This window comes from Paenibacillus sp. SC116, from assembly GCF_024733555.1.
Lineage (GTDB): Bacteria > Bacillota > Bacilli > Paenibacillales > Paenibacillaceae > Paenibacillus_B.
The window spans coordinates 925944-948413 of the sequence record NZ_JANIOF010000001.1 but is presented as its reverse complement, the minus strand read 5'-3'; the positions used below and the strand labels follow the sequence as shown (position 1 = coordinate 948413).

24 protein-coding genes and 1 riboswitch are annotated in these 22470 nt (G+C 42.4%); all 24 genes read left to right on the top strand.

What is annotated here, in order from left to right:
- The first annotated feature begins 28 nt into the window (after positions 1 to 28).
- Positions 29 to 964 (top strand): DMT family transporter, encoded by a 936-nt coding sequence (locus NQ117_RS03845; RefSeq protein ID WP_258276679.1) that lies wholly within the window; start codon positions 29 to 31, stop codon positions 962 to 964.
- Positions 924 to 1781 (top strand): HAD-IIA family hydrolase, encoded by an 858-nt coding sequence (locus NQ117_RS03840; RefSeq protein ID WP_258276678.1) that lies wholly within the window; start codon positions 924 to 926, stop codon positions 1779 to 1781. Before NQ117_RS03845 ends, NQ117_RS03840 begins: the two co-directional genes overlap by 41 nt.
- Positions 1782 to 2624 (top strand): DNA-formamidopyrimidine glycosylase family protein, encoded by an 843-nt coding sequence (locus tag NQ117_RS03835; protein ID WP_258276677.1) that lies wholly within the window; start codon positions 1782 to 1784, stop codon positions 2622 to 2624. It begins immediately after the preceding gene.
- A complete protein-coding gene (locus NQ117_RS03830) occupies positions 2587 to 3495 on the top strand; it encodes a deoxyribonuclease IV (protein WP_309137845.1) in 909 nt (302 codons plus the stop codon). The genes NQ117_RS03835 and NQ117_RS03830 overlap by 38 nt, the downstream gene beginning before the upstream one ends.
- A 103-nt stretch (positions 3496 to 3598) precedes the next feature.
- Positions 3599 to 3934: a cyclic-phosphate processing receiver domain-containing protein gene (locus NQ117_RS03825; RefSeq protein ID WP_258276676.1), complete on the top strand. Its 336-nt coding sequence runs from the start codon at positions 3599 to 3601 to the stop codon at positions 3932 to 3934.
- Entirely contained in the window at positions 3935 to 4318 is a 384-nt protein-coding gene (locus NQ117_RS03820) for a thioredoxin family protein (protein WP_258276675.1), read from the top strand.
- Entirely contained in the window at positions 4302 to 5069 is a 768-nt protein-coding gene (locus tag NQ117_RS03815; protein WP_258276674.1) for an ABC transporter ATP-binding protein, read from the top strand. Before NQ117_RS03820 ends, NQ117_RS03815 begins: the two co-directional genes overlap by 17 nt.
- A 22-nt stretch (positions 5070 to 5091) precedes the next feature.
- A complete protein-coding gene (locus tag NQ117_RS03810; protein WP_258276673.1) occupies positions 5092 to 6186 on the top strand; it encodes an SAM-dependent methyltransferase in 1095 nt (364 codons plus the stop codon).
- Between the two features lie 200 nt (positions 6187 to 6386).
- Positions 6387 to 7910: a serine/threonine-protein kinase gene (locus NQ117_RS03805; protein ID WP_258276672.1), complete on the top strand. Its 1524-nt coding sequence runs from the start codon at positions 6387 to 6389 to the stop codon at positions 7908 to 7910.
- Positions 7867 to 9192: an RcpC/CpaB family pilus assembly protein gene (locus tag NQ117_RS03800; protein ID WP_258276671.1), complete on the top strand. Its 1326-nt coding sequence runs from the start codon at positions 7867 to 7869 to the stop codon at positions 9190 to 9192. Before NQ117_RS03805 ends, NQ117_RS03800 begins: the two co-directional genes overlap by 44 nt.
- Before the next feature lie 18 nt (positions 9193 to 9210).
- Entirely contained in the window at positions 9211 to 9945 is a 735-nt protein-coding gene (locus tag NQ117_RS03795; protein WP_258276670.1) for a hypothetical protein, read from the top strand.
- Positions 9932 to 10855: a hypothetical protein gene (locus NQ117_RS03790; protein ID WP_258276669.1), complete on the top strand. Its 924-nt coding sequence runs from the start codon at positions 9932 to 9934 to the stop codon at positions 10853 to 10855. The genes NQ117_RS03795 and NQ117_RS03790 overlap by 14 nt, the downstream gene beginning before the upstream one ends.
- Complete coding sequence (locus tag NQ117_RS03785; RefSeq protein WP_258276668.1) at positions 10843 to 12795, top strand: ATPase, T2SS/T4P/T4SS family; 1953 nt, start codon at positions 10843 to 10845, stop codon at positions 12793 to 12795. The genes NQ117_RS03790 and NQ117_RS03785 overlap by 13 nt, the downstream gene beginning before the upstream one ends.
- Complete coding sequence (locus NQ117_RS03780; RefSeq protein ID WP_258276667.1) at positions 12782 to 14878, top strand: GTPase SAR1; 2097 nt, start codon at positions 12782 to 12784, stop codon at positions 14876 to 14878. Before NQ117_RS03785 ends, NQ117_RS03780 begins: the two co-directional genes overlap by 14 nt.
- A gap of 48 nt (positions 14879 to 14926) precedes the next feature.
- Entirely contained in the window at positions 14927 to 15397 is a 471-nt protein-coding gene (locus NQ117_RS03775) for an ABC transporter permease (protein WP_258276666.1), read from the top strand.
- Between the two features lie 55 nt (positions 15398 to 15452).
- Complete coding sequence (locus NQ117_RS03770; RefSeq protein WP_258276665.1) at positions 15453 to 15833, top strand: hypothetical protein; 381 nt, start codon at positions 15453 to 15455, stop codon at positions 15831 to 15833.
- A gap of 11 nt (positions 15834 to 15844) precedes the next feature.
- Entirely contained in the window at positions 15845 to 16396 is a 552-nt protein-coding gene (locus NQ117_RS03765) for a hypothetical protein (RefSeq protein ID WP_258276664.1), read from the top strand.
- A complete protein-coding gene (locus NQ117_RS03760; protein WP_258276663.1) occupies positions 16383 to 17354 on the top strand; it encodes a hypothetical protein in 972 nt (323 codons plus the stop codon). Before NQ117_RS03765 ends, NQ117_RS03760 begins: the two co-directional genes overlap by 14 nt.
- A gap of 105 nt (positions 17355 to 17459) precedes the next feature.
- Positions 17460 to 17566, top strand: a riboswitch (TPP riboswitch).
- Positions 17567 to 17899: 333 nt separating this feature from the next.
- Positions 17900 to 18550, top strand: a complete 651-nt coding sequence (locus NQ117_RS03755) for a thiamine phosphate synthase (protein ID WP_258276662.1) — start codon at positions 17900 to 17902, stop codon at positions 18548 to 18550.
- 21 nt (positions 18551 to 18571) lie between these two features.
- Positions 18572 to 19726 (top strand): glycine oxidase ThiO, encoded by a 1155-nt coding sequence (gene thiO / locus NQ117_RS03750; RefSeq protein ID WP_258276661.1) that lies wholly within the window; start codon positions 18572 to 18574, stop codon positions 19724 to 19726.
- Positions 19727 to 19788: 62 nt separating this feature from the next.
- On the top strand, positions 19789 to 19992 hold the full coding sequence (thiS, locus tag NQ117_RS03745) for a sulfur carrier protein ThiS (protein WP_258276660.1): 204 nt from the start codon (positions 19789 to 19791) through the stop codon (positions 19990 to 19992).
- A 5-nt stretch (positions 19993 to 19997) separates the two neighbouring features.
- Entirely contained in the window at positions 19998 to 20771 is a 774-nt protein-coding gene (locus tag NQ117_RS03740; RefSeq protein WP_258276659.1) for a thiazole synthase, read from the top strand.
- Entirely contained in the window at positions 20768 to 21727 is a 960-nt protein-coding gene (gene thiD / locus NQ117_RS03735; protein WP_375163017.1) for a bifunctional hydroxymethylpyrimidine kinase/phosphomethylpyrimidine kinase, read from the top strand. The genes NQ117_RS03740 and thiD overlap by 4 nt, the downstream gene beginning before the upstream one ends.
- A 2-nt stretch (positions 21728 to 21729) precedes the next feature.
- Positions 21730 to 22389, top strand: coding sequence for a thiamine phosphate synthase (gene thiE, locus NQ117_RS03730; RefSeq protein WP_258276658.1), 660 nt, complete (start codon positions 21730 to 21732; stop codon positions 22387 to 22389).
- The last annotated feature ends 81 nt before the right edge of the window (positions 22390 to 22470 follow it).

The following is a 22470-nucleotide window of genomic DNA, read 5'->3' as shown; positions in this document are numbered from 1 at the left end:
GGCATACGACTTAGAGAGAAGGATACGTATGAAAGGATTCATCTACACACTTCTTATCTTTACAAGCATGCTGTGGGGAGGCAATTTTGTAGCGAGTAAATTACTTGTCGATCATGCGGAGCCGCTGACGCTCGTCTTATTTCGCTGGGGAATAGCGGTTATCGTATGGCTGCCTATCGTATTGAAAAAAGAAAAGAATATATTGCCTCCTCGAGCAGCATGGCTGCCGCTTCTGTTAATGGGGCTTACAGGAGTATTGCTGTTCAATGTATGCATGTTCTATGCACTGGAGCACACAACAGCTACAAATACAGGTTTAATTTCAGCCTTAAATCCCATTATGATTGCTCTCTTGAGCTTTATCTTTTATCGTGATCGTTTACATACGCTGCAAATCGTTGCCATGTGTGTTTCTTTTAGCGGGGTTATTTACTTCATCCTGCAAGGTGATTTATCACGTTTATGGTTAATGTCGTTTAATATTGGAGATCTATGGATGCTAGGCTCTGTACTCATCTGGGGCATATATTCAATTGCATCAAAATGGGCTATGATGTACATATCACCGTTTTTGTCCACGTTCTGGGGAGGCATTATTGGTGTATTCTTAATGCTGCCGTTGGAGTGGCGGAACATGATCTCAACGACTGGGGATATCTGGTTCTGGATAGGTATTGCCTATACAAGTGTTGGTGCTACAGTTGCAGCTATGATGTTTTGGAACATTGGAGTACAGCGTGTAGGAGGAACACAAGCCGGCATGTTTTTAAATTTAAACCCTATATTTACAGGGGTGTTTGCATACTTGATATTGAATGAGCAGATGACCATGCAGCAATGGATCGGTGCAATGATTGTGCTATGTGGGGTATTTGCTTTCACCGTTATCGGAATAAAAACAACTAGAGAGGAACAAAGGCGACATGAGCAAAACCATGCCGAACAAAGTTCATGCGTTCATTGACTTGGACGGGACGATGTTTCACGGATCTCAAGCTATAGACGGGGCTGATCGCTTAATTGAATGCTTGCAAAAGTGGAAAGTGCCTTATTTGTTTGTGACCAATAACTCAACTCGTACCCCGCAGCAAATAGCAGCGCTTATGGGAGAAATGGGCATACAAGCACGAACAGAGGATGTGCTAACTTCTGCGCAGGCGGCAGCCATGTTTATTCGAGATCATTATACAGATCCATTTGTCTTTATGATAGGTGAAGAAGGATTGCAGCAGGCATTATCGGATTGTAATATCCGATGGACAAATGATCCTTTAGTGGCTGAACAGAAGCAAATTGATGTTGTCGTTCAAGGACTTGATCGGCAGTTTACTTATAAAAAGCTGGAAGCTGCTTCGATAGCAATACGCAAAGGCGCAGTTTCTATTGTGACGAATCCAGATGTACAGCTGCCTTCAGACAAAGGAATTTCTCCTGGTGCGGGCACAATTGCTGCGGCTATACAGGCTGCTTCAGGGGTAGAACCTGTTTGTATCGGGAAGCCAGAAGCAATCATCATGCAGGTAGCGCTTAAACAACTTGAGTGTACAGCCTCTGAGGCGATTGTGGTTGGAGATAATTTGCTAACAGACATTCAGGCGGGCATCCGAGCAAAATGTCTTACGGCATTAGTGCTTACAGGAGTGACCTCAAAGTCATCTTATGCATCGTATAGAGAGAGCAGTAATGACCTTCCGGATTACGTATTTGATAATCTTGAGCAAGTTAGGTTGCTGTTCGAACAAATTCATGAAAATAATGATACAGAGAGGGCGTTGGAATAGATGGCAGAACTACCAGAATTAGAGCGAGAACGTAAAAAGTTAAATCAGTTGTTTGTAGGGCAGCGATTTAGATCAATCTCACTCCTTAAGGAATCATGGGCGAATGTATCTATAGAGCAATTGCAGCAAGGTTTAGTAGGAAGACAGCTGTTATACGTGGAGCGTCGTGCTAAAGGTATTGTGTTTCATCTAGACGATGGCAGAAGATTATTAGTAACGGCAGGGAATGGCGCGCTGTTTCATACAACGTCTTCAGCAGAGGAAGAAGCTGGAGTGAAAGAGGATGCTGACTCTATAGCTGTAAATGGAAATGCGCTTGTCCAACCACAATTGCGTATTTCATTTGATCAAGGAAACTGGAATGTGACTGGCGCACGTACTCTTTCTCTACAGTGGTTGAGTGCCAAAGAAATGGACGATATCGCGAAGGAATGGGGGCTTGAGCCTCTTAGTCGCAATTTAAACGCAACTTTGTTCCAAAATCGGTTCGCCAAACGACGTACAGCACTTCGCACAGCTCTAACGAATCCAGCTTTGATTGCTGGCATTTCTCCTGCAATCGCTGATGAGATTTGTTTTAGAGCAGGTATAATGCCAACTGTAAAAACAGAGACGTTGTCGTCCTGTGATTGGGAAGCGGTATACAATAGCATGGTTCAATGGCTTCAAGAAGCTATTGAACAACCAGGAGCTCCTTCTTATGTGGTTAGCGGTCGACAAGGTGAAGCATGCGGTACATGTCGGACGAAGTTGTCTGATACACTAATCAGCGGAAAAGTATCTGTATATTGTTCTTCCTGTCAGCATGAACATGCGCCTGAAATTGCCTGTACACATGGCTAATGAGCTTAGCTATGGTTGCCATATTAAGTTAAGTGGCGGATATGTTCGTATGGCAGAAAGAGCGATTGCTCTATATGAACAGGAAGGGTGTTCAAGCTTTCAGTTTTTTGCAAAGAACCCACGAAGTCTGCAGGTGAAACATTTTATAGCAACAGAAGCCGAGCGTTGTCGTCAATTGATGGAACTTTACCGATTGCGCTCGGTTATTCATTCTGCTTACCCTTTGAACTTGGCGACATCGATTCATGATCAGCTGGAAGCGGCTATACAACATATTCACAGCCTGTGTAATGACTTAGAAATTGCCGAGGCAACAGGCGCAATTGGAGTCGTTGTGCATTTTGGAGTTGTAAAGAAATCTAATCGCCTAGAAGGATATCGCGATATATTAACCACATTAAATACCGTGCTGACTATGTATAAGGGGCCAGCGCTTATTTTATTAGAAAACCAGGCGGGTCTGTATGGCGGTATTGGTTCGACATTAGAAGAACATGTTCAAATCAAACAATTATGCATCGCTCCGGATCGTGTTGGCTTTTGCTTTGATACATGTCATGCTTATGTGAGTGGACTATGGCATGCAGATGATTGTTTAGGTACAGAACAACTCATACGACATGGAGAGCAATTAGGCTACTGGGATGATGTTGAAGTTGTTCATGTGAATGATGCAGCAGAGCCGTTCGGCTCTATGAGAGATCGTCATGCTCAGCTTGGTAAAGGGCATATATCACTGGCAGCGATGAAGGAGTTACTATCTGCGTCACAGTTGAACGGTGTAATGAATGTATTGGAGACACCTGCGAGCGATGTGTCGCTTCATCATGCGGAATGGGAAATCTTGAGGCAACTGCATTATTCAAATTAAGTTGTATGTACGAACTACGTAATTAATTTGCTTCGTATAGTTAATGATGTTAATTAATCGCGCGAAATATTGAAAATCGTTGTAAAATGGAGAGGGTGCGAAGATGATCCATGTGTATCTTGATGATTGGCGAAAATGCCCGGATGGATTTGTATTAGCACGGAATATGGAGGAGTGCATATTGCTCCTTGAAGGTGCAGAAGTTGATATTTTATCGCTGGATCACGATTTAGGCCCTGATGAACCGACAGGTACAGAGTTAGTTGCAGAGATGGTCAATCGCGGTTTATATGCAAAACGGATTTATTTGCACACGTCTTGTGATAGAGGGCGACGTCGTATGTATGAGATGCTGTATATGAACAAGCCGCAAGATGTTGAGCTGCATAGTGGGCCTATGCCTCTTCATTTACTCGAACAAGTTCGTAGCCACAGTTAAATGAGCATAGTTATTATTCAACAACTCCGTGAAGCCATAATGAATGGAAAAGTTCCGTCTGAAATCGATCTTTTATATATGTACAGTCCATTGTGTGGGACATGTCATGTAGCTAGTCGAATGTTGGATGTTGTTGAGCATTTACTGCCCGAACTGCGATTCGAACGTTTGAATGTTAATGAAGCGCCTGATTTGGCACAGGAGTATCAGGTTGAAAGTGTGCCTTGTCTTATAATTTGGCGTACAATTGAAGTGAAACAAAATCAACAAGATTTGATTTTACACAATGCCTTCGTGTATCCGCAGAAAATATATGCTTTTCATTCTATCCCTTATCTGTATGAGCGGCTAAGAGGAGGCGGCATGGATGATTCATCTCGATGACGTAACATTTGAACGTCAAGATCGCATGATCATATATCCGTTACAGTGGGAAATGAAAGCCGGAGAACACTGGACGATACTTGGCCGAAATGGCTCCGGAAAATCAACGCTGCTTGAAATGATTCTAGGATACCATTTTCCTACCACAGGCAAAGTCCGTGTTCTTGGTCATACATATGGTCGTTGTGACGTTCGGGAAATTCGAAAACAGATTGGTTATATAAGTCAATCGCTCGTGGAAAAATTAACAATGCGTGATCCTGTGTGGGAGATCGTGGCTACAGGCTTGCAAGCACATTTGCGTTTGTTTGATAAGGAAACAGATATCTTGAAGGAAAGATCAGTGGAACAACTTCGGATGGTGAGACTTGCTCATTTGGCGGAACAGCCTTTTGGGTTGTGTTCCCAAGGGGAACGCAAGAAGATTTTGCTTGCTCGTGTCATGATGAATAATCCTAAGTTACTTGTTATGGATGAGGCTTGTGCAGGCCTCGATCTCTATGAAAGAGAGATGTGGCTTGCAGACCTGTCAAATTTACTCGCAAAAGATGTGCATCTCGTTCATGTTACTCATCATCTTGAAGAAATCGTACCATTATTTACACATGTAGCTTTGCTGCACAAAGGAAAACTTGTAGCGGCTGGCCCTAAAGAAGAAGTGCTGTCTCCAGAAAAGCTCTCCAAAACCTTTGATCTGCCTATTGCAGTGAATTGGATGGATGGCCGACCCTGGGCGCGCATAAAGACGTAGTAATGCTTGGAGGAAAAATAAGTTGTCAGTTATTAGTAAAGAAATTCACCCAACTCGTAATTATGAACTAGGATCCCATTGGATCGTTACAGCTAATCATGGCTATATCCCATATGCGCAGGAAGAACTGCGTCGGAAGTATAGTTTTTTGAAGAGTACGATATTTGTTTCTGGCGAAGTTGCTTTCATGGAACTTCCTGAATCAGAAGGAGCGGTATGGGATCTTCTCCGTCGTGAGCCAGCGATCTTTATTCGTGATGCCTATCCAGTCCATATTATTCTTCCCGTTGATGCTGTCTCCAATGAAGAAGATGCAGAGCAATTATGGGAGACGCTTATAGAGCGAAGCGGTTTGTCTTTGCAAGGTGTATCGACTGGGGCTGTTCATGTACGGACGTCGCCTAAGAAAGTGAAAACAGAAGATGCTAGTGATAAAGAAGATGTATACCAATGGCGCTCTGCTATTCAATCAGTGTGGTCAAAACAAAATATTACTGCTGCCGTTCAACAACCGGATTTCATCTTAACTTTGTTTGAACATGAGCAACAAGTATACGCAGGATTAGCAACTTTTGCAGATCAACAGTCAGATTGGCCAGGTGGAGCTATTCGCTTCCGCCGTGAAGATGGACAAATTTCTCGTGCAAAATTTAAGCTGTTAGAAGCAGAACGTGTATTTGGATTGGACTTCTCTGCTTATCGGAACGGTTTGGATGTAGGTGCAGCACCAGGAGGCTGGAGCAGCTTGTTGCTAGAGCGTGGAATTCAGGTAACAGCTGTGGATCCGGCTAAAATGCATCCATCTCTAATGGATCACCCGAACTTCACTTATTATGGACGCAATGCTGCTGAGGTTGTTTTTGAGCCAAATGAGTTTGATTTAATTGTATGTGACATGAGTTGGAGTCCGAAGCATACTGCACAGCTGGTTATTCAATTGCTTGATTCTCTTGTATATGGTGGTACATTAATTGTTACTGTGAAGCTGATGCATAAGAAGCCGCTGCAAACGATACGTGATTGCATGGAGATGTTCGAGAAGCATGCAACGATCGTCCGTGCGAAGCAATTGTTCCATAACCGTGATGAAATCACGTTGTATATGCTTAAAAATTAAACGGTACTATTTTTTACAAACAAGCTATAGACAAATGATGGAATTAAATCTATAATGACATCAATAACAATATAAACGTAACCTTTTCAGGGAAAGCATCCCGAATACGCCTACATGGCCGTATTCGGGTTTTTTGCGTTTTTCAACTAATTTATTGAGTTCAATCATCTTACAACGGCTACTTCAAGGAGGTTTGTGGAGTGCGTGCTCCTACGAAGTTAATGGCAGGTGCATTGTTGCACGAGCGTTATCGAATTAAGCGCCTTATTGGTGTTGGCGGTATGAGTTATGTGTACTTGGCGTCAGATGAGCGTTTGATGGGAAAGTATTGGGCGGTTAAAGAATCAATCCCTCTTGCGCATGATCGTGAACATCTCATTAGGGAGGCACAATGGCTCATTGAACTTAGACATCCGAATTTGCCGCTTATCGTTGACTTTTTTTCACCTGATGAAGATGGGCATGCCTATTTGGTCATGGAGTACATTGAAGGGGAAACAATTGCTGAGAGACTGAAGCGAACTCCTATCTCATTTGATGAGATGATTGCGTACAGTCTCCAGCTGTGTGACGCATTAAGTTACTTGCATGGATGTACACCACCGATTATATATCGGGATATGAAGCCTTCTAATGTTATGTTGGCTGGTCAGCATCGAATAAAGCTGATTGACTTTGGAATTGCTAGACAAGTAAAGCCTTCTGAGCTAGCAGATACGATGAAGTTAGGAACAGTTGGCTTCGCAGCACCTGAACAGCACGAGGGCAAGCAAAGTGACGCGCGTACTGATTTATATGGCATCGGTGCATTGTTGGCATACGTGTTGACTGAAGGGCGCTGGCGTGGAATGGAGCCGTTTCGTACACTAATGCTTAATGAGGATGTACCTAAAGAATTTTATGGAATCCTTACCAAGTTGATGGAAGTAAATCCTAATGCAAGATATCAGTCAGCGGATGAATTAAAAAGAGCGCTAGCGGTGCACGCCAATAGTAAAGTACTTCCAGCAGCTTATGAATTCATGGATAAGGGACAACGGAATCAACACGGTAACGCCAATAATGGTTTACAGCGTGCTGTCACGATTGCAATTGCTGGGATAGCCTCAGGATTGGGTTGTACTCATATGAGTTTAATGATTGCACATCGACTGGCAAGAAGTAACCGTGGGAAAGTTGCTTATGTTTCTAATGTAGAGTCGAACCGCTCTGTGGTCCATTCTATCCTGTCATCAGTTGAAGGAAATTGTGCGGAAGATTGGAATAACAGAGTTTGGCAGTGGCAAGGAGTTTCTTACATTGAACTAGGTGAACATTCTGGAGGGTTAACAACATCTTCGGTAACACAGCTGCAGATGGAATATGATTTTATTGTCATGGATCTAGGTGTAATTGGAGCGAAGCGCAGATTAGATGAGGAATTTGTTCGTGCTTCATACAGTTTACTAATAGGTTCAACTGCTCCATGGAGGGATGATGATACTCAAGCAGCTTTGAGCAATCTACTTGAATTAAATTATCAACAATGGATTTTTGCACTTCCGCATGCCAAAGAGGAAGAATTGCGCTCTCCTCGCTTGCAGTTGAAATGCCATAGCATTATCTCAGTTCCAACATGTTCTAACCCATTTAAGGGTACAGCGGATTTAGAAGAATGGCTGCAATCTTGGATGAAGGTGCATGAACAGAAGAGAAAATGGTTCTCTTGGCGCAAAAGGAAATAAAAGATTAATTGGGGATTCATTGAAAGGGGGTTCTTGCTTGATTGGCAGATGGTCAAGGCGAACGAAACAGGTCGCAATTAGTGTAGTAGTCACAGCTTCCATCATGGCCACAGCTAGTGGAGGTTATATTCTGTGGATTGAACGTAAATGGCACATAGAAAGACAGGATTGGATTCAGAAAGCTCAGTTAAGTGAACAAATCATTCAGGGACACGGGAAAGAAGAAAAACAGCAAGTCTGGGTACTTGCAAAATCCAAAGTTGCAGGTTCAAGATTGCATGCATCGGATTTAAGACAAATAGAGTTGCCAAAAAGGTTAATTCCGAAGCATGTGCTCGAACCTAAAGATTTGAAAGGAAGCATTGCAAAAATAGACTTAGAGGCTAATATTCCTTTAATAGATTCTATGGTTGGCAGTGAAGAAACGATTGGTCAAGATATCCGCTGGATTGAAACCGCAGTAATTCAGTTGCCGCTCGCACTTGAATCCAATCAGGTGATTGATGTACGGATTCGCTACCCTGATGGACAAGACTATGTCGTCCTGTCTCATAAGAAAGTACAACGTATTCAAGGTACGACTATTTGGGTTCATATGTCAGAGCATGAATTGTTGACAATGTCCAGCGCTTGTGTGGATGCTTACTTGAACGGAGGTCAAATATACGCTGTTCGCTATGTCGATGCCTATGTACAGGAGCGAGCAATCGTTAATTATCCAGTAAATCAACATGTAACACAATTAATAAACAATAATCCGAATTTGATCAAGGATGCGAACATCGTAATGTCAGCACAAGCAAGAAAGCGTTTGGAGGGAGACTTAGTTAAGCATAGCCAATCCCAATCAGGTACTAGTATGATCACAGATTCAAGAGCAATTGCTTCAACTTTCGGAACAAATAGCACAGCAGTATCAAGTGGCGGTAACGGAGTCGGCACCTCAACCTTATCTCCTTTTACTGGACAAAGTAAGTCTCCGAACCGTGAAGCTCCATTTGTTGGACAACCTACTCCTGCAGAACAGGGGGAGCAGACGGAGCTGCATCAACAAGGACAGCAGGCAGAGAAGCAGGGTTTACATAATCAACATCCTTCAAATAACCAAGTAGGAGTTGAGCAAAATGAACTTCCTGTAAAGTCAATGAATGGTGTTGATTCAACCAGCAACTACACGACTCCAGTTGTCAATCAAAGCAATACCTCGACATATAAAGAATTGGTTGAAGATGAAGGATATCAGAATGAGAGATTCAACTCCAACTTGCCGGTTACACCGTGAATCAAGGGGTGATTATAGATGTCTAATATTAGCTTTTTCATAGGTTCGTGTAGTAAGCAAGATTTTGTAGTTGGATTAGCCACTCTACTTACACGAGCTGGAAGACGTGTGCTCCTGGTTGATGCGATGAACATGCCATGGCTAACTTATCGAAATCAAACTTGGATTAATAAGGAGAAATGGTGTCATTGGAACGGAATGGACACTATATCGGGCATACTTCATTGGGAAGAATTGATTCAGATTAGCAGACAGCAGGAAATTGATCTTGATTCATATGATGACATATTAATAGATACGGATAGACTTACATTCTGCGATGCCACTACCTTTATGAGTGCTCGTGAACGTGTCATGGTACAAACGGTAGAGTCCTATGCCATCCAACGCAATATGGAATGGATAAAGTCATTCCGCCTACTTCATGAAGTAGATTTAAATCGTGAACTGCGACTACTTATTTTAAATACAGTGGATAACGCTAAAGAAGTCGCTTATATCATGGAACACTTGCAATCTATATATGTCACTCCTAAAGAAGAAGCCACGTTTATACCTTTTGACGAAGAAAACTGGGCAGCATACCTCTATAACGAAGTGCATGAGAGGACAGATTTGTCCAAGTACACGAAAACAGCACGTTCTGTATGGCGCATATGGTTAGAACGCAGTTGCGGGCCAATATCTGATCGTAACTGGCGAAAACTGCTGCGAAGCGATAAGAAAGGGCGATGGTGGCATGAAGCCATGTAAACATTGGTTAATAAAAAACGGTTCGCGACGGGCGCTAGGATCATCGTTAACGACGGTGCTGCTGGGAATAGAGTTAGTTACACGTTTTGGACTTAAGGTGTTGCTTATTCACCAAGATGACGAGGATGATGGACTTGAATATTTCATTCGCTCTTCTATGCATACAGGAAGTAGTGATGGGAGGCTAACTCAATTATCAGTGCCGGATGGTTGGGGTGAATATAAAAGACTCGTTCAAAATGAATTGATGGATATACCTATGTTTGTGGCTTGTACCTCTCCAATAATTCCTGGGCTAGACGTACTTCGCATAGTAGATAGTTGTGAGAATATGGCTCAACGAGGAATAACGAATGAACGATTCGGCTCAGTACGTGACGTGCGTACTCTTATGCAGTATTCCGCTAATGCCTATGATATCGTTCTTTGGGATTGGAACCGGCCACTTCCAAGGCAGGCCGCCGAATTAGAAGCGCAAAGTGATAGAGAGATGGGAATGCACGACCCTGAGCAAGTCTATAGTGCTGGAACCATTACGTTATTTACTCAGGATCTTAGAGATGTGAATTTATGGCGTGATCCCAAGTACCGTCATGGAAATAGTGGGCTCGAGCAAAAGAAGATTTGGGTTGTATCTTCTTATGATCCTGAGGCGCATTTAAATCTAGCCAACCTTAAAAAGCATATGCGAGGGATGTTGATTTATGCGGTTCCATACGATGCACAGCTAAGACATTACGCGAATGAGGGCCATCTTGTCCATTACGTCCTGCAGCAGCAGTATCGTAATAACAAGCATGGAGCTTCAAGGTTGCTAAATTATGTTGATCAGCTGGCAGAACAATTATTATTGGAGGCAGTTCTCCCTAATCGCAAAGCAAATGAAGGGGGAAGAAGATGGAATGGATAAGTGATTACTCTATACAGTTATTGATGTCGTCTGGTGTTGTGTTGCTTCTTGTGATATGGATGCTGTATAGGCTTCGTGTAAAAAAAGAATCTAGCAAGGAAGCAACTGCGCCATCTGCACTGAATTGGGAGGAGATCGATCAAATCGTTCGTGATCAACTTCAAAAATGGACATCTGATCCTTATTTGGATCACTTCTCAAATGACGAGACATATCGTAGGGAGCTAATGAGGAGATCTATGATCAGACAATCATTGCGCTCTTGTCATAGCGGGGATCGCTTACAAAAGGAATATGTGAAGGACATTATTGTAGAGATTATACGACCATTTTTGAAACCTTCCAATGACTGTTGGAAGATGCTTGTCCCATTTGATGATCCCATTCAGCTTTCGGCGAAAGATAAGTTCGATATTTTACTATATATTTATTTCCAACGATATGGCCTAGAAGCTATGCATGAGCTTGTACAGCGTTACGGTTGGGAGCAAATTAAGGATTTGCCTGGTACAGAAGGAGAAAAGGAGCAAAGCTATGCCATAGACGAGGATGATATAAGTCAGGCTTATCGCCAAGAACGTCCGGTTGTGAAGCATGAAGAGCGGATTAGGATTATTGCTCAACGTATCTATGAGCGATATAAAGGGCTGTCTGTTATCGATGAATTGCGTGATATGAGAATTGAAGGGGTATCAGGAGGAGTGAATGGCTTGATCCAAGCTGCTCCGCTCATGTCTACTGGCTCATCTGCGGGCTCTCATTATGGAGCTCCTAGAGGTGTTGCTCAAGCTTTAAAAATTCCACGCTCTTATGACAGTGTATGGATGTTTTATCAAGGTAAGTCTATACGTCTCGGATTTCTTAGCTTCGAGAGTGAAAGAGAGTTGAAGCGTGTATGTCAAACCATTTACAAACATGGCGCACCAGGGCCGTTGACAGAAGTGGATGGTTATCGTGTTAATGACATGAAAGATGGTTCCCGCGTAGTTGTTATGCGACCGCCATTTTCAGAGTCTTGGGCATTCTTTGTGCGTAAGTTTGAGAGAGAACAACCTTCGTTATCGCGTCTTATTACAGCTAATGGTGCTGCAGATGTAATTCGTCTGCTCCAATTTTTGATGAAAGGAGCCCGTATTACTGCTGTTACTGGCGCTCAAGGGTCTGGCAAAACAACACTTTTAATGGCATTAGTTCAATCCATCTACGCTTTTTATCCTTTGAGAGTTCAGGAGCAGGCATTTGAGCTTCATTTAAGGCAGCTATATCCACATCGAAATATTTTAACACTGAGGGAAACAGAAAGTATTTCGGGACAATCAGGTTTGGATGTACAAAAGAAGACAGATGGAGTTGTTCACATTCTCGGAGAAGTGGCGACTGATCCAGTAGCAGCATGGATGATTCAAATGGCGCAAGTGGCGAGTCTATTTACAATATTTACACACCATGCTAAGACATTTCCCGATTTAATTGGTGCCTTGCGCAATTCCTTGTTGAAGACCGGAATGTTTCATAATGAACGTATTGCAGAGCAACAGGTTGTGCAAGTCATACATTTTAATATCCATTTAAGTAGAAATGCGAATGGGATGCGTTATGTTGAACGGATTACAGAATGTGTTCCCTCAGAAATGACAAAAGGCATTCAATCATACAAGGCACAGTCAGTCAGGGAGGATAATAATCAACAGGACGTGTCAATTCCGTCGCCAAATTCTTGGATGGATTACAGAAATGCAGCTATTCAGTATTATGATGATCAAATTAACAGCAGCTCTTATACATACAAAAACATTATTGAGTTTCAAAATGGCAGATATGTTTGGGTAAATGAAATATCTGACGTACATGTACAGGCGATGCTATCGCAGATGACAGACTGTGATCAAGAGTCATTTAGAGAATGGATAGCATCGAGGAGGGAGTATGTTGTCGCTTAATTCGTTACTGTTAGTAGCAATTGTTTTCGCGCTTATTGGCCTACTACTATGGAAGTTATCCCAGCGTATGATGCGTCAGCCATGGATGAATCAACTCGTTTTTAAGAGCAGAAACCAAAAGACAAATTTAATTAAAATATTTTTACAGCGCAGCTACTATTGGTTCGGCCGATTAATTGGATTAAAGCATAAGCGAGCAAAAATTTATCAGCAGTTATTAGTGATATACGGGTATGATGAACGATTGTTACGAGAGAAGGTTGCTGTAGTAATATGGGCCATCATCATTGTTCTGAGTGGAATTTTACTCGTATTTATTAGTTTTAAACAAGATTGGATTTCCCTACTCATGCTTATACTCGTTCTTCGCGTAGCTGATGATCTATGTATACAGATGTTTGCTCAGCAAGCCGAGTTAAAGGTACTTAGCCAATCTGCGCAAGCTTTTTCTACAATTAGACATGCTTACCAGCGTCATCAAATGGTCGAACTCGCTGTTGAAGAAGCGCTGGAACGTTCTTCACCCTTAATAAGGCCTCATCTGATAAGATTACTAGCTTGTATATATGAGTATGACACGGATGAAGCCCTTGTGAAGTATGATGATGCAGCTCCAAATCGTCATTATCGCTTATTTGCACGACTAGCTCGATTAGTAACGGAGTATGGAGACCCTAAAGAGGATAATCGCTCCTCATTTTTACAGGGGTTGTCGATGATGATTCGTGATATGCAGTCAGAACATCTAATGCGAATGAGGCTGGATACTTTCTTAAAGGGATTGAAAATTATTGCTGTCATTCCAATCTTGTTTGCGAATCCTATCGAACAATGGGGGAGAGCCTATTTTCCTGATATGGCGCAGTTCTACGATAGTAGGATTGGATGGTATGTACAAGTGGTTGTCCTTTTGACTGTTATTGTAAGTCACTGGTTATTAGAGCAGCTTCAATGGAGAAAAAGCATCGCTGAAAAATCTAAAATCGAAGAGGCTAGAAAGCATATCGATATTTTACGTTTAAAGTTCGTACGCTCCATTGTATACCGCTGGATGAGAGGTATATCTTCATCACGATTAAGTGCAAACGCATATCTACTTAAGGATGCCAATGAGTCGTTATCTCTAGAGCGATGGTATGCGAAAAGATTAGTTTATGCGACTGCAACAATGCTGTTATCGATTAGTTTGGCAATTATTATCCATATCGTTATACAGCAACAGCAGTCACTTTCTCCCCTCTGGGGAGTACTTCCAAGAGGGGATGCAAAAAGCACTGTACAATGGGACGGCTCTTCTTATAGCCAGTCCATAAACTCTGAATGGAACACTGAACAGGCCGAGCTACATAAGAAATGGGTGAGTGATGTTCTATCAATAAGTTCGAATCGTGTAGAACAAGAACTATTCATTCAAGAGCAAGCTTCAGTAATATATCCGGACTGGTCGCAGGAGCGAGTGGCGCAATTAAGCAAACATTTGCTTAATCTGGCTTACGAGCAGGAGATAGGCTTGCTATGGTGGTGGGAGCTGTTGGTGGCTTTTGCGCTAAGTGCTTTAGCGTACTATACCCCCTTGGGTATGATGCTTTTTAAAAAGAGACTACGGAATATGGAAATACGTTTAGAATTAAGCCATTTCTATTCTTTAGCACTTCTGCTACGTGCGTTTGAGCGTATGACCTCTGAGCAGATGCTCGATTGGATGATGCGAAGCTCTGTTTGCTGCAAAGAAGCTATTCATCGATGTTTGCTTCATTGGGATAGTGGGCCTGAGCAATCATTACAGCAATTGAGAGAGGATATACCATACCCTGATTTTGTACGTTTCATTGATCAGCTGGAACTAGGATTCGATCAAATTCCGATCAAGCAAGCATTTGACGATGCTGAGCAATCATGGTGGTATGAGCAAGATATGCGTAAGCAAGAAGAAGAAAAAATAATTGAATCAAAAGCGGTTTGGGGGCGGTGGTTTGGATTTGCTCCTATGTATGCCATTGTATTTTTGTATCTTGTCATTCCTTTAGTTTGGCTTAGTGCTCAACAAATGCATCACTCATTTAGTCAAATTCAGAGGATGTAATTCAATATGTTTTTAACTTAAATTTATTTATAAAAGGGGATATGTTCAATGAATAATGCTCAATCCGCGTTAAAGGTAGCCGCAGGAATATTTCTAACTATTGCTCTAATTACTATTGTTGTCCTGTTATTTGTATCTGCTCAAGAAGCGACCAAAACAGCACAGAATGAGTTTTCAGCTATTCAAACAGAGCTTAGCAAAGCATCCTTCACCGTGTATGACAACACCACTGTAAGTGGCTCTCAAGTTATAAATGCGATTCGCAAGTTTCACCAGAAAGACCAGTTTGGTATTTGGGTAAAAACAGGTAAGGACAAGGCTTCGAATACAGCTGGTATGTTCTATGGAGCTAACGTTGATGCGGACGGGAAGATTTCAAATACTACTCGTAACGATAAAATTGAACTGGCTATGCAGGAATCTTTAGACACTTATGTCAACCCGAGCGGGAAGTTTCTTGCAAAATTAATCGTAGACTCTTCTAATGTGACAAGAGCGATTGTGTTCGAACAACAGTAAGAGAAGGATAATGGTTTATGAATGTATATAAATGCGCAGGAGTTGACTAAACAATATGAACGAAAATGTTCGAGAACTTATCGCCTTTTCCTGCGCTATCCTTATATTTGTAGGTGCTTTAAGTATGGCCGTCAATTACTATCAGAGCTCTGGTGGGTTGTTGAATGCATTGCTGCTAGATGCGAGGAGGCAAGATCGGACGATCCAGGAGAACTTTGAAATCACTGCTCCACCTATGATAAAAGGAGCTGATATTGTTTCTATGTTGACACACTTGAAAGATTCTAATGTGGTCATCGAAGTAGATGGTTACTCTTTTATCCCAGAGACGGATCTCGAGGATATGCCGGTTCATTATATAAATGTTAATCGAATGTATGTGCCTGAGCATAACCGTGATGCATCTGGCCGCTTGCTTCGGATTCAATACAGATAAGAGGTGAGTATATGGTTGATGCTATGCGTGTCTGGCTTGCTCTTATGTTAGTCATGTTGTTGTTATTTATTTTTCCATTACGAGATACGTTTCAACGTCATGATGAAATGAGTGAACTAGCTGCTATGAAGGTTGCAACTGCTTATGTGGATGCTATTCGTGATAGAGGGATAATAACCCCTCAAATGTGGAACTCGTTGATGGAAGATCTTCATCGGACAGGATACGCTTATGATATTGAGATGGAGCATTACGAGAAACATTATGTTCCAGTATATAATGATCCGTTGCAGCACAATTCCTTTCAAAATGAATTTATGATGCACTATCAATTGGTACATCATAACAATATGATGAATAAGCTATTTCCTAACACATCGGTTGGAATTTCTGACTCATCTCGTTTGTATCGCTTAAAGGCAGGGGATTACTTTCAAGTTTCATTAAACAGACTTGATGAAACTCGTTCAAGTAGATTGACTCGTTGGCTTACGTTTGATGCAGATCCAGCGGCTGCTTTCAGTATACCGATAGGGGGAATGGTGCGGAATGAGACTCATTAAGTGGGCCATTTTTTTCGTATGCATCATACTTCCATTTAGTTGGACGCATCGACAGCAAGTTAAGGAGTATCGCCATAAACTTATTGTAGAAGAACAGTATAATCGATGGATGAACACAGCAGTGGATGATGCAGCTCATGTATTAAAAGAGACTGCTACTTGGAAAGCGACAGATGACTCCTATGAATCGAACAAGCAGCTAATTCTTAATAAACAGCAATCGGTAACTACTTTACTTCAGTCTATTTACGTTAATTTGAATATCGAAGACGATGTGGTTGCTCAACAGGCCCTATATTTATACATACCTGCAATTACTATAGTTGGTTACGATGGTGCCTACTTCTATGTAAATGAACGTTATGCGACAATGCAGGGGGATGAGAGAATTGAGCATGTGTGGAAGCCTGTAGAGCCTTATTCTTATGTGGATCAACAGGGTAACGTATATACGTTTACATTAGATAGCTATGTGACCGTGTATGATGCATCAGCACGTCAATGGATACGTGGTTATCAGCATGAGCTGAAGCAACGCTCAAGTCTGTCTCTTCTTCAAGATGATGTGAGATTTGATGATGTCCGGCGGATGACGATTATTCAAACGATTCAACAAAAACTTGCACACTATATAAATCGGCACAATGAGTGGGCGCGACGTAATGGGGTATCGTACCTTTTTACGATGCCAACGATACCTACTGAACAGTGGAATAACACTATTAACGATATAAGTATTATGTCGTTCATACAAGGGATGTCGATGGGTGCATTTACGTATAATCACTATGCACTGGGAGGTTCACGGATTTTGCAGCGTGATTCATGGTATGCTTCGATTCAAAACAATGTTAAGGTCGCTTATCCAGAACGTTGTGCACCTTCCACCTATATTGAAATTTTTGCGAGTGAGCGTGAAGCTGCCAGTAAAGGATATTATGTAAAGAGATGTTATTGATGAGGAGTCAGCAAATGATTCGTAGCAGTAAATAATGATGTGATTCCTCTCTTTCCAAAACATTTTATTCATGGTACACTTACGATGCAAAAACATACCAGAACTATCCAACACTAGGGGGGCCGGTTATCGGCTGAGATGAAGCATAGGCTTCGGACTCTTAACGACCTGATCTGGATTATACCAGCGTAGGGAAGTGTGGATTGGGATGATGAAGACCGGCATGTCTAACGAATGGGCATGTGTATCCTTTGCTCAGCATACAGCGTACCAGCTTGATTTTAACAATATGCTGATCTAAGCGTACATATATGTAAGTATGCCCTTACGATAAGTTGCACGACATACGTAGCCAGTAGATACGATATCGTGAGCGGATGACATGTGCCTATTACGTGTATTTAATACGTTATAGCTATCGGATTGCTCAGACCAAGGACCACTCTTTCTATAGAGTGGTCCTTTTTGTCTTGTATTTCATCAGCACTTCCTCAAATTCCTTTACTCAGAAAGTGAAGCAAACGTTGGTTGAGGAGGCATAACGAATGATGATTGTACCTTGGCTTCATGTAATAACCCCACCCACGCATAAGGTAGATGAGGTCATACGTATTGCTATTGAGATAGCAGACCATGTAGATTTCATACACCTAAGACAGAAAGAATGGTCAGCGAGAAAGTTGTGGGAGGTAATTGAAAGTTGCAGGCATTCCGGCATACCTACACAAAAATGGATCATTAATGACAGATGTGATGTTGCAGCAGCTATTCAAGCGAAAGGGGTTCAACTCGCCTATCATTCCTTACCATGTAGAGTCGTAAGACGTATGTACCCACAATTAACTGTAGGAGTATCTGTACATAACGAAGATGAGGCTGTGATTGCAGAACAAGATGGTGCCGATTATTTATTGTTTGGCCATGTGTTTGAAACTTCTTGCAAACCGGGGGTTCGAGAGCGTGGATTAGACGGTTTGCAGGCGTGCCGAGAAGTAGTTGATATTCCTATTATTGCGATAGGAGGCATTAAGCCGGATCATATGATGAGAGTTGTAAGAGCTGGAGGTTCAGGCGTTGCTGTTATGTCGGGTATTTGGAACGCAGAATCACCTGAAATAGCTGCTCGTACCTATCGGGAAGCATTACTGAGCAGTGTGCAATATGCGGTTCATGAAAGAAGTTATTCAAGGGAATAGCATGGAAAGGATGGGGGAGACATGGACCATTCAAGACATTCGGATGTATTGATAGTGGGCGGTAGTGTTATTGGATGCTCGGTAGCTTATGAATGTGCAAAGCTTGGGCTGAGCGTAACCGTACTAGAACGAGGAATATTGAGTCATGGCACTTCTAGAGCTGCGGCTGGTATGCTGGCACCAACTGCTGAGCGATTTGAAAATAAAGTTCTTGCTAATTTTGCTTATACGAGTCTCGAATTGTTTTCTAGTTGGGCGGAGCAGCTATGGCTCGATAGTGAGGTAGATTTGGAACTTAGACGAAATGGATTGCTGATCCCTGTGCATTCACAACAGGAACAAAGCCTAGTCGGTACAGCTCTTCAAAATACAGCGGAGAAGTTAGATTCAGGTGAGTGCAGACATATACACTGGCGAAACCTACTAGCTGAAGGAGACACGTATTCATATATTTCTCCGACGGTATATGGGGTATATGAAGTGCCCCATGAAGGACATGTGTCACCTGTAAAATTGATGGAAGCATTGATAGCAGGAGCACGAAAAAGAGGCGTTCAGTTTAAGGAGTATCAGGAAGTAAAAAAAATCATTTATGAAAATAGTGTCATTCGTGGTGTCCAAACGGCTGAGGGTACATGGACCGCAGAGCATGTCGTTATATGTGCTGGTGTAGACAGCAATAGCTTTAATGAGCAGACGGATGTTCGTACCCATTTTTATCCCGTTAAAGGAGAACTGGCGGTTGTGCGCATGGACCATGCATTTGATTCGATCTTGTATGGTAATGGAACGTATATAGTCCCGAAAAGTGGTGGTCATGTATACATAGGTGCCACTTCTCACCCTCATCGCTATGACCGGAAAGTAAACGCTGGATCAATCACCAATTTGATTCAAAGCGCGATATCGTATATTCCAAGCTTATATGAAGCAGAACTTGTCACTGCATGGGCAGGGCTCAGGCCGGCCACTTCTGATGGTCTTCCATATATCGGCCCGGTCTCGCATATTAAAGGATTGTGGTTGGCGGCAGGCCATTACCGCAATGGCATACTATTAAGTGCAGCCACAGGAATAGGTGTCGCTTCCTGGATTCATTCAGGTAAGATGCCATGGTCTTGGATGAGTACCTTTGATCCACTTCGCCATACGCCTATGCCACAGGTTGTTCATTGAATCTTTGGTGATATAGATGAGTTATTATGTCATCGTTTGTCATGTAGAAAGGTAGGATGAAATTGAAGCTTATCATAAACGGAGACCCGATTGTTTTCGCAGAAAAACAAGGCCACATTTCTCAGTTGCTATCTCATTTGCAGATGCAACAGCGAATCGTGATTGTGGAGCTCAATGGAAATATCATTTCCAAGTCGGCATATGAAACAACACTATTGTCGGATGGGGATCGGATCGAGATTGTTCATTTTGTTGGAGGGGGATAAAAATAATGAAATCACCTTTATGTATCGGACCACATACATTTGAATCGAGATTGCTGTTAGGGACAGGGAAATTCCCTGACTTTGATATTCAACGTCAGGCAGTCGAAGTGTCTAAGACGGAAATATTAACATTTGCTATCAGAAGAATGAATGTATTTGAGCCAACCCAACCTAACTTTTTAGAGAGCCTAGATCTAAATAAATACACACTTTTGCCAAATACAGCTGGCGCATCAACAGCTGAAGAAGCCGTACGTATTGCTCGTCTGGCAAAGGCGTCTGAACTATGCGATATGATTAAAGTAGAAGTCATCGGTGATGCTAAAACCCTTTTGCCTGATCCATTAGAAACATATCGCGCTTGTGAGATTTTATTGGATGAAGGTTTTATCGTACTGCCTTACATATCAGATGATGTTATTTTGGCGAGAAGATTGCAGGAGCTTGGCGTACATGCCGTAATGCCTGGTGCATCTCCGATTGGAACAGGACTTGGGCTGTTAAATCCACACCATCTTTCTTTCATTATTGAGCAAGCAAATGTACCAGTCATTGTTGATGCTGGCATAGGAACGCCGAGCGATGCTGCGAAGGCAATGGAGCTTGGCGCGGATGCGGTATTATTAAATACAGCTGTATCAGGAGCAAAAGATCCTGTCAGGATGGCTGAAGCTATGATGTGGGCGGTAGAGGCAGGTAGACTAGGTTATGAAGCGGGCCGTATTCCGATGAAGCGCTATGCTTCAGCGAGCAGTCCATTAGAAGGTATACCAACATGAGTGCTGAGCATTCTATTCAAATCTATACACTAAGCGGTGAGACATTTAATTCACTAACGGAAAGTTCTGATAAAATGTCATGGGATTGGGCTAAGAACCTCTCTTTTGAATCTGATGATATCCATCTTGCCACCGAATCGTTAAGGATACCGGCTCGCGCCGCTACAATTGCAGGATCAGATAGCAGCGGTGGAGCAGGCATCCAAGCAGATATTAAGACATTTCAAGAGTGCGGAGCCTATGGTATGAGTGTAATAACAGCAATTACGGCTCAGAATACGCTTGGTGTGCATGATGTTCATTGTATTCCGGCTGCGCATATTGCGGCTCAATTTGATGCGCTTGAAGAAGATGTTCGTCCAGATGCGGTAAAGACGGGGATGCTTGCAGATAGCAATATCATAAATCTTGTGTCAGAACGTTTGGAGAATTATCGTTGGCCTAATATTGTCGTGGACCCTGTCATGATTGCTAAAGGTGGGACAGTCCTATTAGAAGAAAACGCGGTTGAACAATTGCGAACACGTTTACTGCCTATTGCTACAGTGGTAACGCCTAATATTCCTGAGGCAGCCGCCCTTACGTCGATCGCGATTCAGAGTCGTGCGGATCAATTGGAAGCAGCTAAACGATTGCATGATTTAGGATCAGGACATGTACTTGTAAAAGGTGGGCACGGACCAGATAAGGACTTTTCTGCTGACTTACTTTATGATGGTGCAGAAGGATGGTGGATTGAAGGACCACGACATGATACGATCCGAACCCACGGAACAGGGTGCACCTTATCTTCAGCGATTACGGCTTACTTGGCAAAGGGCTATTCTGTACTTGACTCAGTTATAAAAGCAAAGCAGTATATTCATATGGCAATTAAGTATCCTATTGCTATTGGAAATGGGCATGGCCCAGTTAATCACTGGGCTTTACGTATGCTGGATAGAAGGGAGGAGTAGTTGTGTCATTACATAAACAATTGAGGTTCATGTTCGTAGCGGGTTCAGTGAATTGTCTTAAAGGCATTGAAGAGACTTTAATGAGTGCAATTAGAGGTGGAATTACCTCTTTTCAATGGAGAGAGAAATCTGGAGAATCTATTCTCACGGAAAATGAACGGATTGAACTGGGTACACGACTCCGAGATTTATGCCGTCAGCAAGATATATTATTTATAGTGAACGACGATGTACAGCTTGCTGCACAGTTGGAAGCAGATGGTGTCCATTTGGGGCAAGAGGACATGTCGTTGACAAAGGCGCGCAAACTTCTTCCTCATGGGACGATTATTGGTCAATCCACTCATAACGTGGAAGAAGCTCTCGATGCAGAGTATGAAGGAGCAGACTATATCGGAGTAGGACCGATGTTCTTCACCCAGACAAAACAGGATCTGCATCCTGTCATTGGTCCTTCTTTAATTATGGATATGCGTCGTGCTGGTATTAAACTTCCAATTGTAGGTATCGGGGGAATACATGCAGAACGGGTTACACCGGTTGTTAAGGCTGGAGCCGATGGCGTAGCAGTCATCCATGCTATTGCATCTAGCGAGCTAGGTGCTGAGCGAGGAGCGGTTCATATATACAAGCAACTAGCTCCTTGGTACGAGAAATCATAAGTGATATAACGGATTCATATCAAATCGTTGTGTCACTGTGCTCCTACAACCCGTAGGAGTTTTTTCTTAGCCCTATATTGA

Coding starts and splice junctions, on each gene's coding strand:
- NQ117_RS03845 (WP_258276679.1), top strand. CDS start 29: ATGAAAGGATTCATCTACACACTTCTTATCTTTACAAGCATGCTGTGG.
- NQ117_RS03840 (WP_258276678.1), top strand. CDS start 924: ATGAGCAAAACCATGCCGAACAAAGTTCATGCGTTCATTGACTTGGAC.
- NQ117_RS03835 (WP_258276677.1), top strand. CDS start 1,782: ATGGCAGAACTACCAGAATTAGAGCGAGAACGTAAAAAGTTAAATCAG.
- NQ117_RS03830 (WP_309137845.1), top strand. CDS start 2,587: ATGAACATGCGCCTGAAATTGCCTGTACACATGGCTAATGAGCTTAGC.
- NQ117_RS03825 (WP_258276676.1), top strand. CDS start 3,599: ATGATCCATGTGTATCTTGATGATTGGCGAAAATGCCCGGATGGATTT.
- NQ117_RS03820 (WP_258276675.1), top strand. CDS start 3,935: ATGAGCATAGTTATTATTCAACAACTCCGTGAAGCCATAATGAATGGA.
- NQ117_RS03815 (WP_258276674.1), top strand. CDS start 4,302: ATGATTCATCTCGATGACGTAACATTTGAACGTCAAGATCGCATGATC.
- NQ117_RS03800 (WP_258276671.1), top strand. CDS start 7,867: ATGAACAGAAGAGAAAATGGTTCTCTTGGCGCAAAAGGAAATAAAAGA.
- NQ117_RS03795 (WP_258276670.1), top strand. CDS start 9,211: ATGTCTAATATTAGCTTTTTCATAGGTTCGTGTAGTAAGCAAGATTTT.
- NQ117_RS03790 (WP_258276669.1), top strand. CDS start 9,932: ATGAAGCCATGTAAACATTGGTTAATAAAAAACGGTTCGCGACGGGCG.
- NQ117_RS03785 (WP_258276668.1), top strand. CDS start 10,843: ATGGAATGGATAAGTGATTACTCTATACAGTTATTGATGTCGTCTGGT.
- NQ117_RS03780 (WP_258276667.1), top strand. CDS start 12,782: ATGTTGTCGCTTAATTCGTTACTGTTAGTAGCAATTGTTTTCGCGCTT.
- NQ117_RS03775 (WP_258276666.1), top strand. CDS start 14,927: ATGAATAATGCTCAATCCGCGTTAAAGGTAGCCGCAGGAATATTTCTA.
- NQ117_RS03770 (WP_258276665.1), top strand. CDS start 15,453: ATGAACGAAAATGTTCGAGAACTTATCGCCTTTTCCTGCGCTATCCTT.
- NQ117_RS03765 (WP_258276664.1), top strand. CDS start 15,845: ATGGTTGATGCTATGCGTGTCTGGCTTGCTCTTATGTTAGTCATGTTG.
- NQ117_RS03760 (WP_258276663.1), top strand. CDS start 16,383: ATGAGACTCATTAAGTGGGCCATTTTTTTCGTATGCATCATACTTCCA.
- NQ117_RS03755 (WP_258276662.1), top strand. CDS start 17,900: ATGATGATTGTACCTTGGCTTCATGTAATAACCCCACCCACGCATAAG.
- thiO (WP_258276661.1), top strand. CDS start 18,572: ATGGACCATTCAAGACATTCGGATGTATTGATAGTGGGCGGTAGTGTT.
- NQ117_RS03740 (WP_258276659.1), top strand. CDS start 19,998: ATGAAATCACCTTTATGTATCGGACCACATACATTTGAATCGAGATTG.
- thiD (WP_375163017.1), top strand. CDS start 20,768: ATGAGTGCTGAGCATTCTATTCAAATCTATACACTAAGCGGTGAGACA.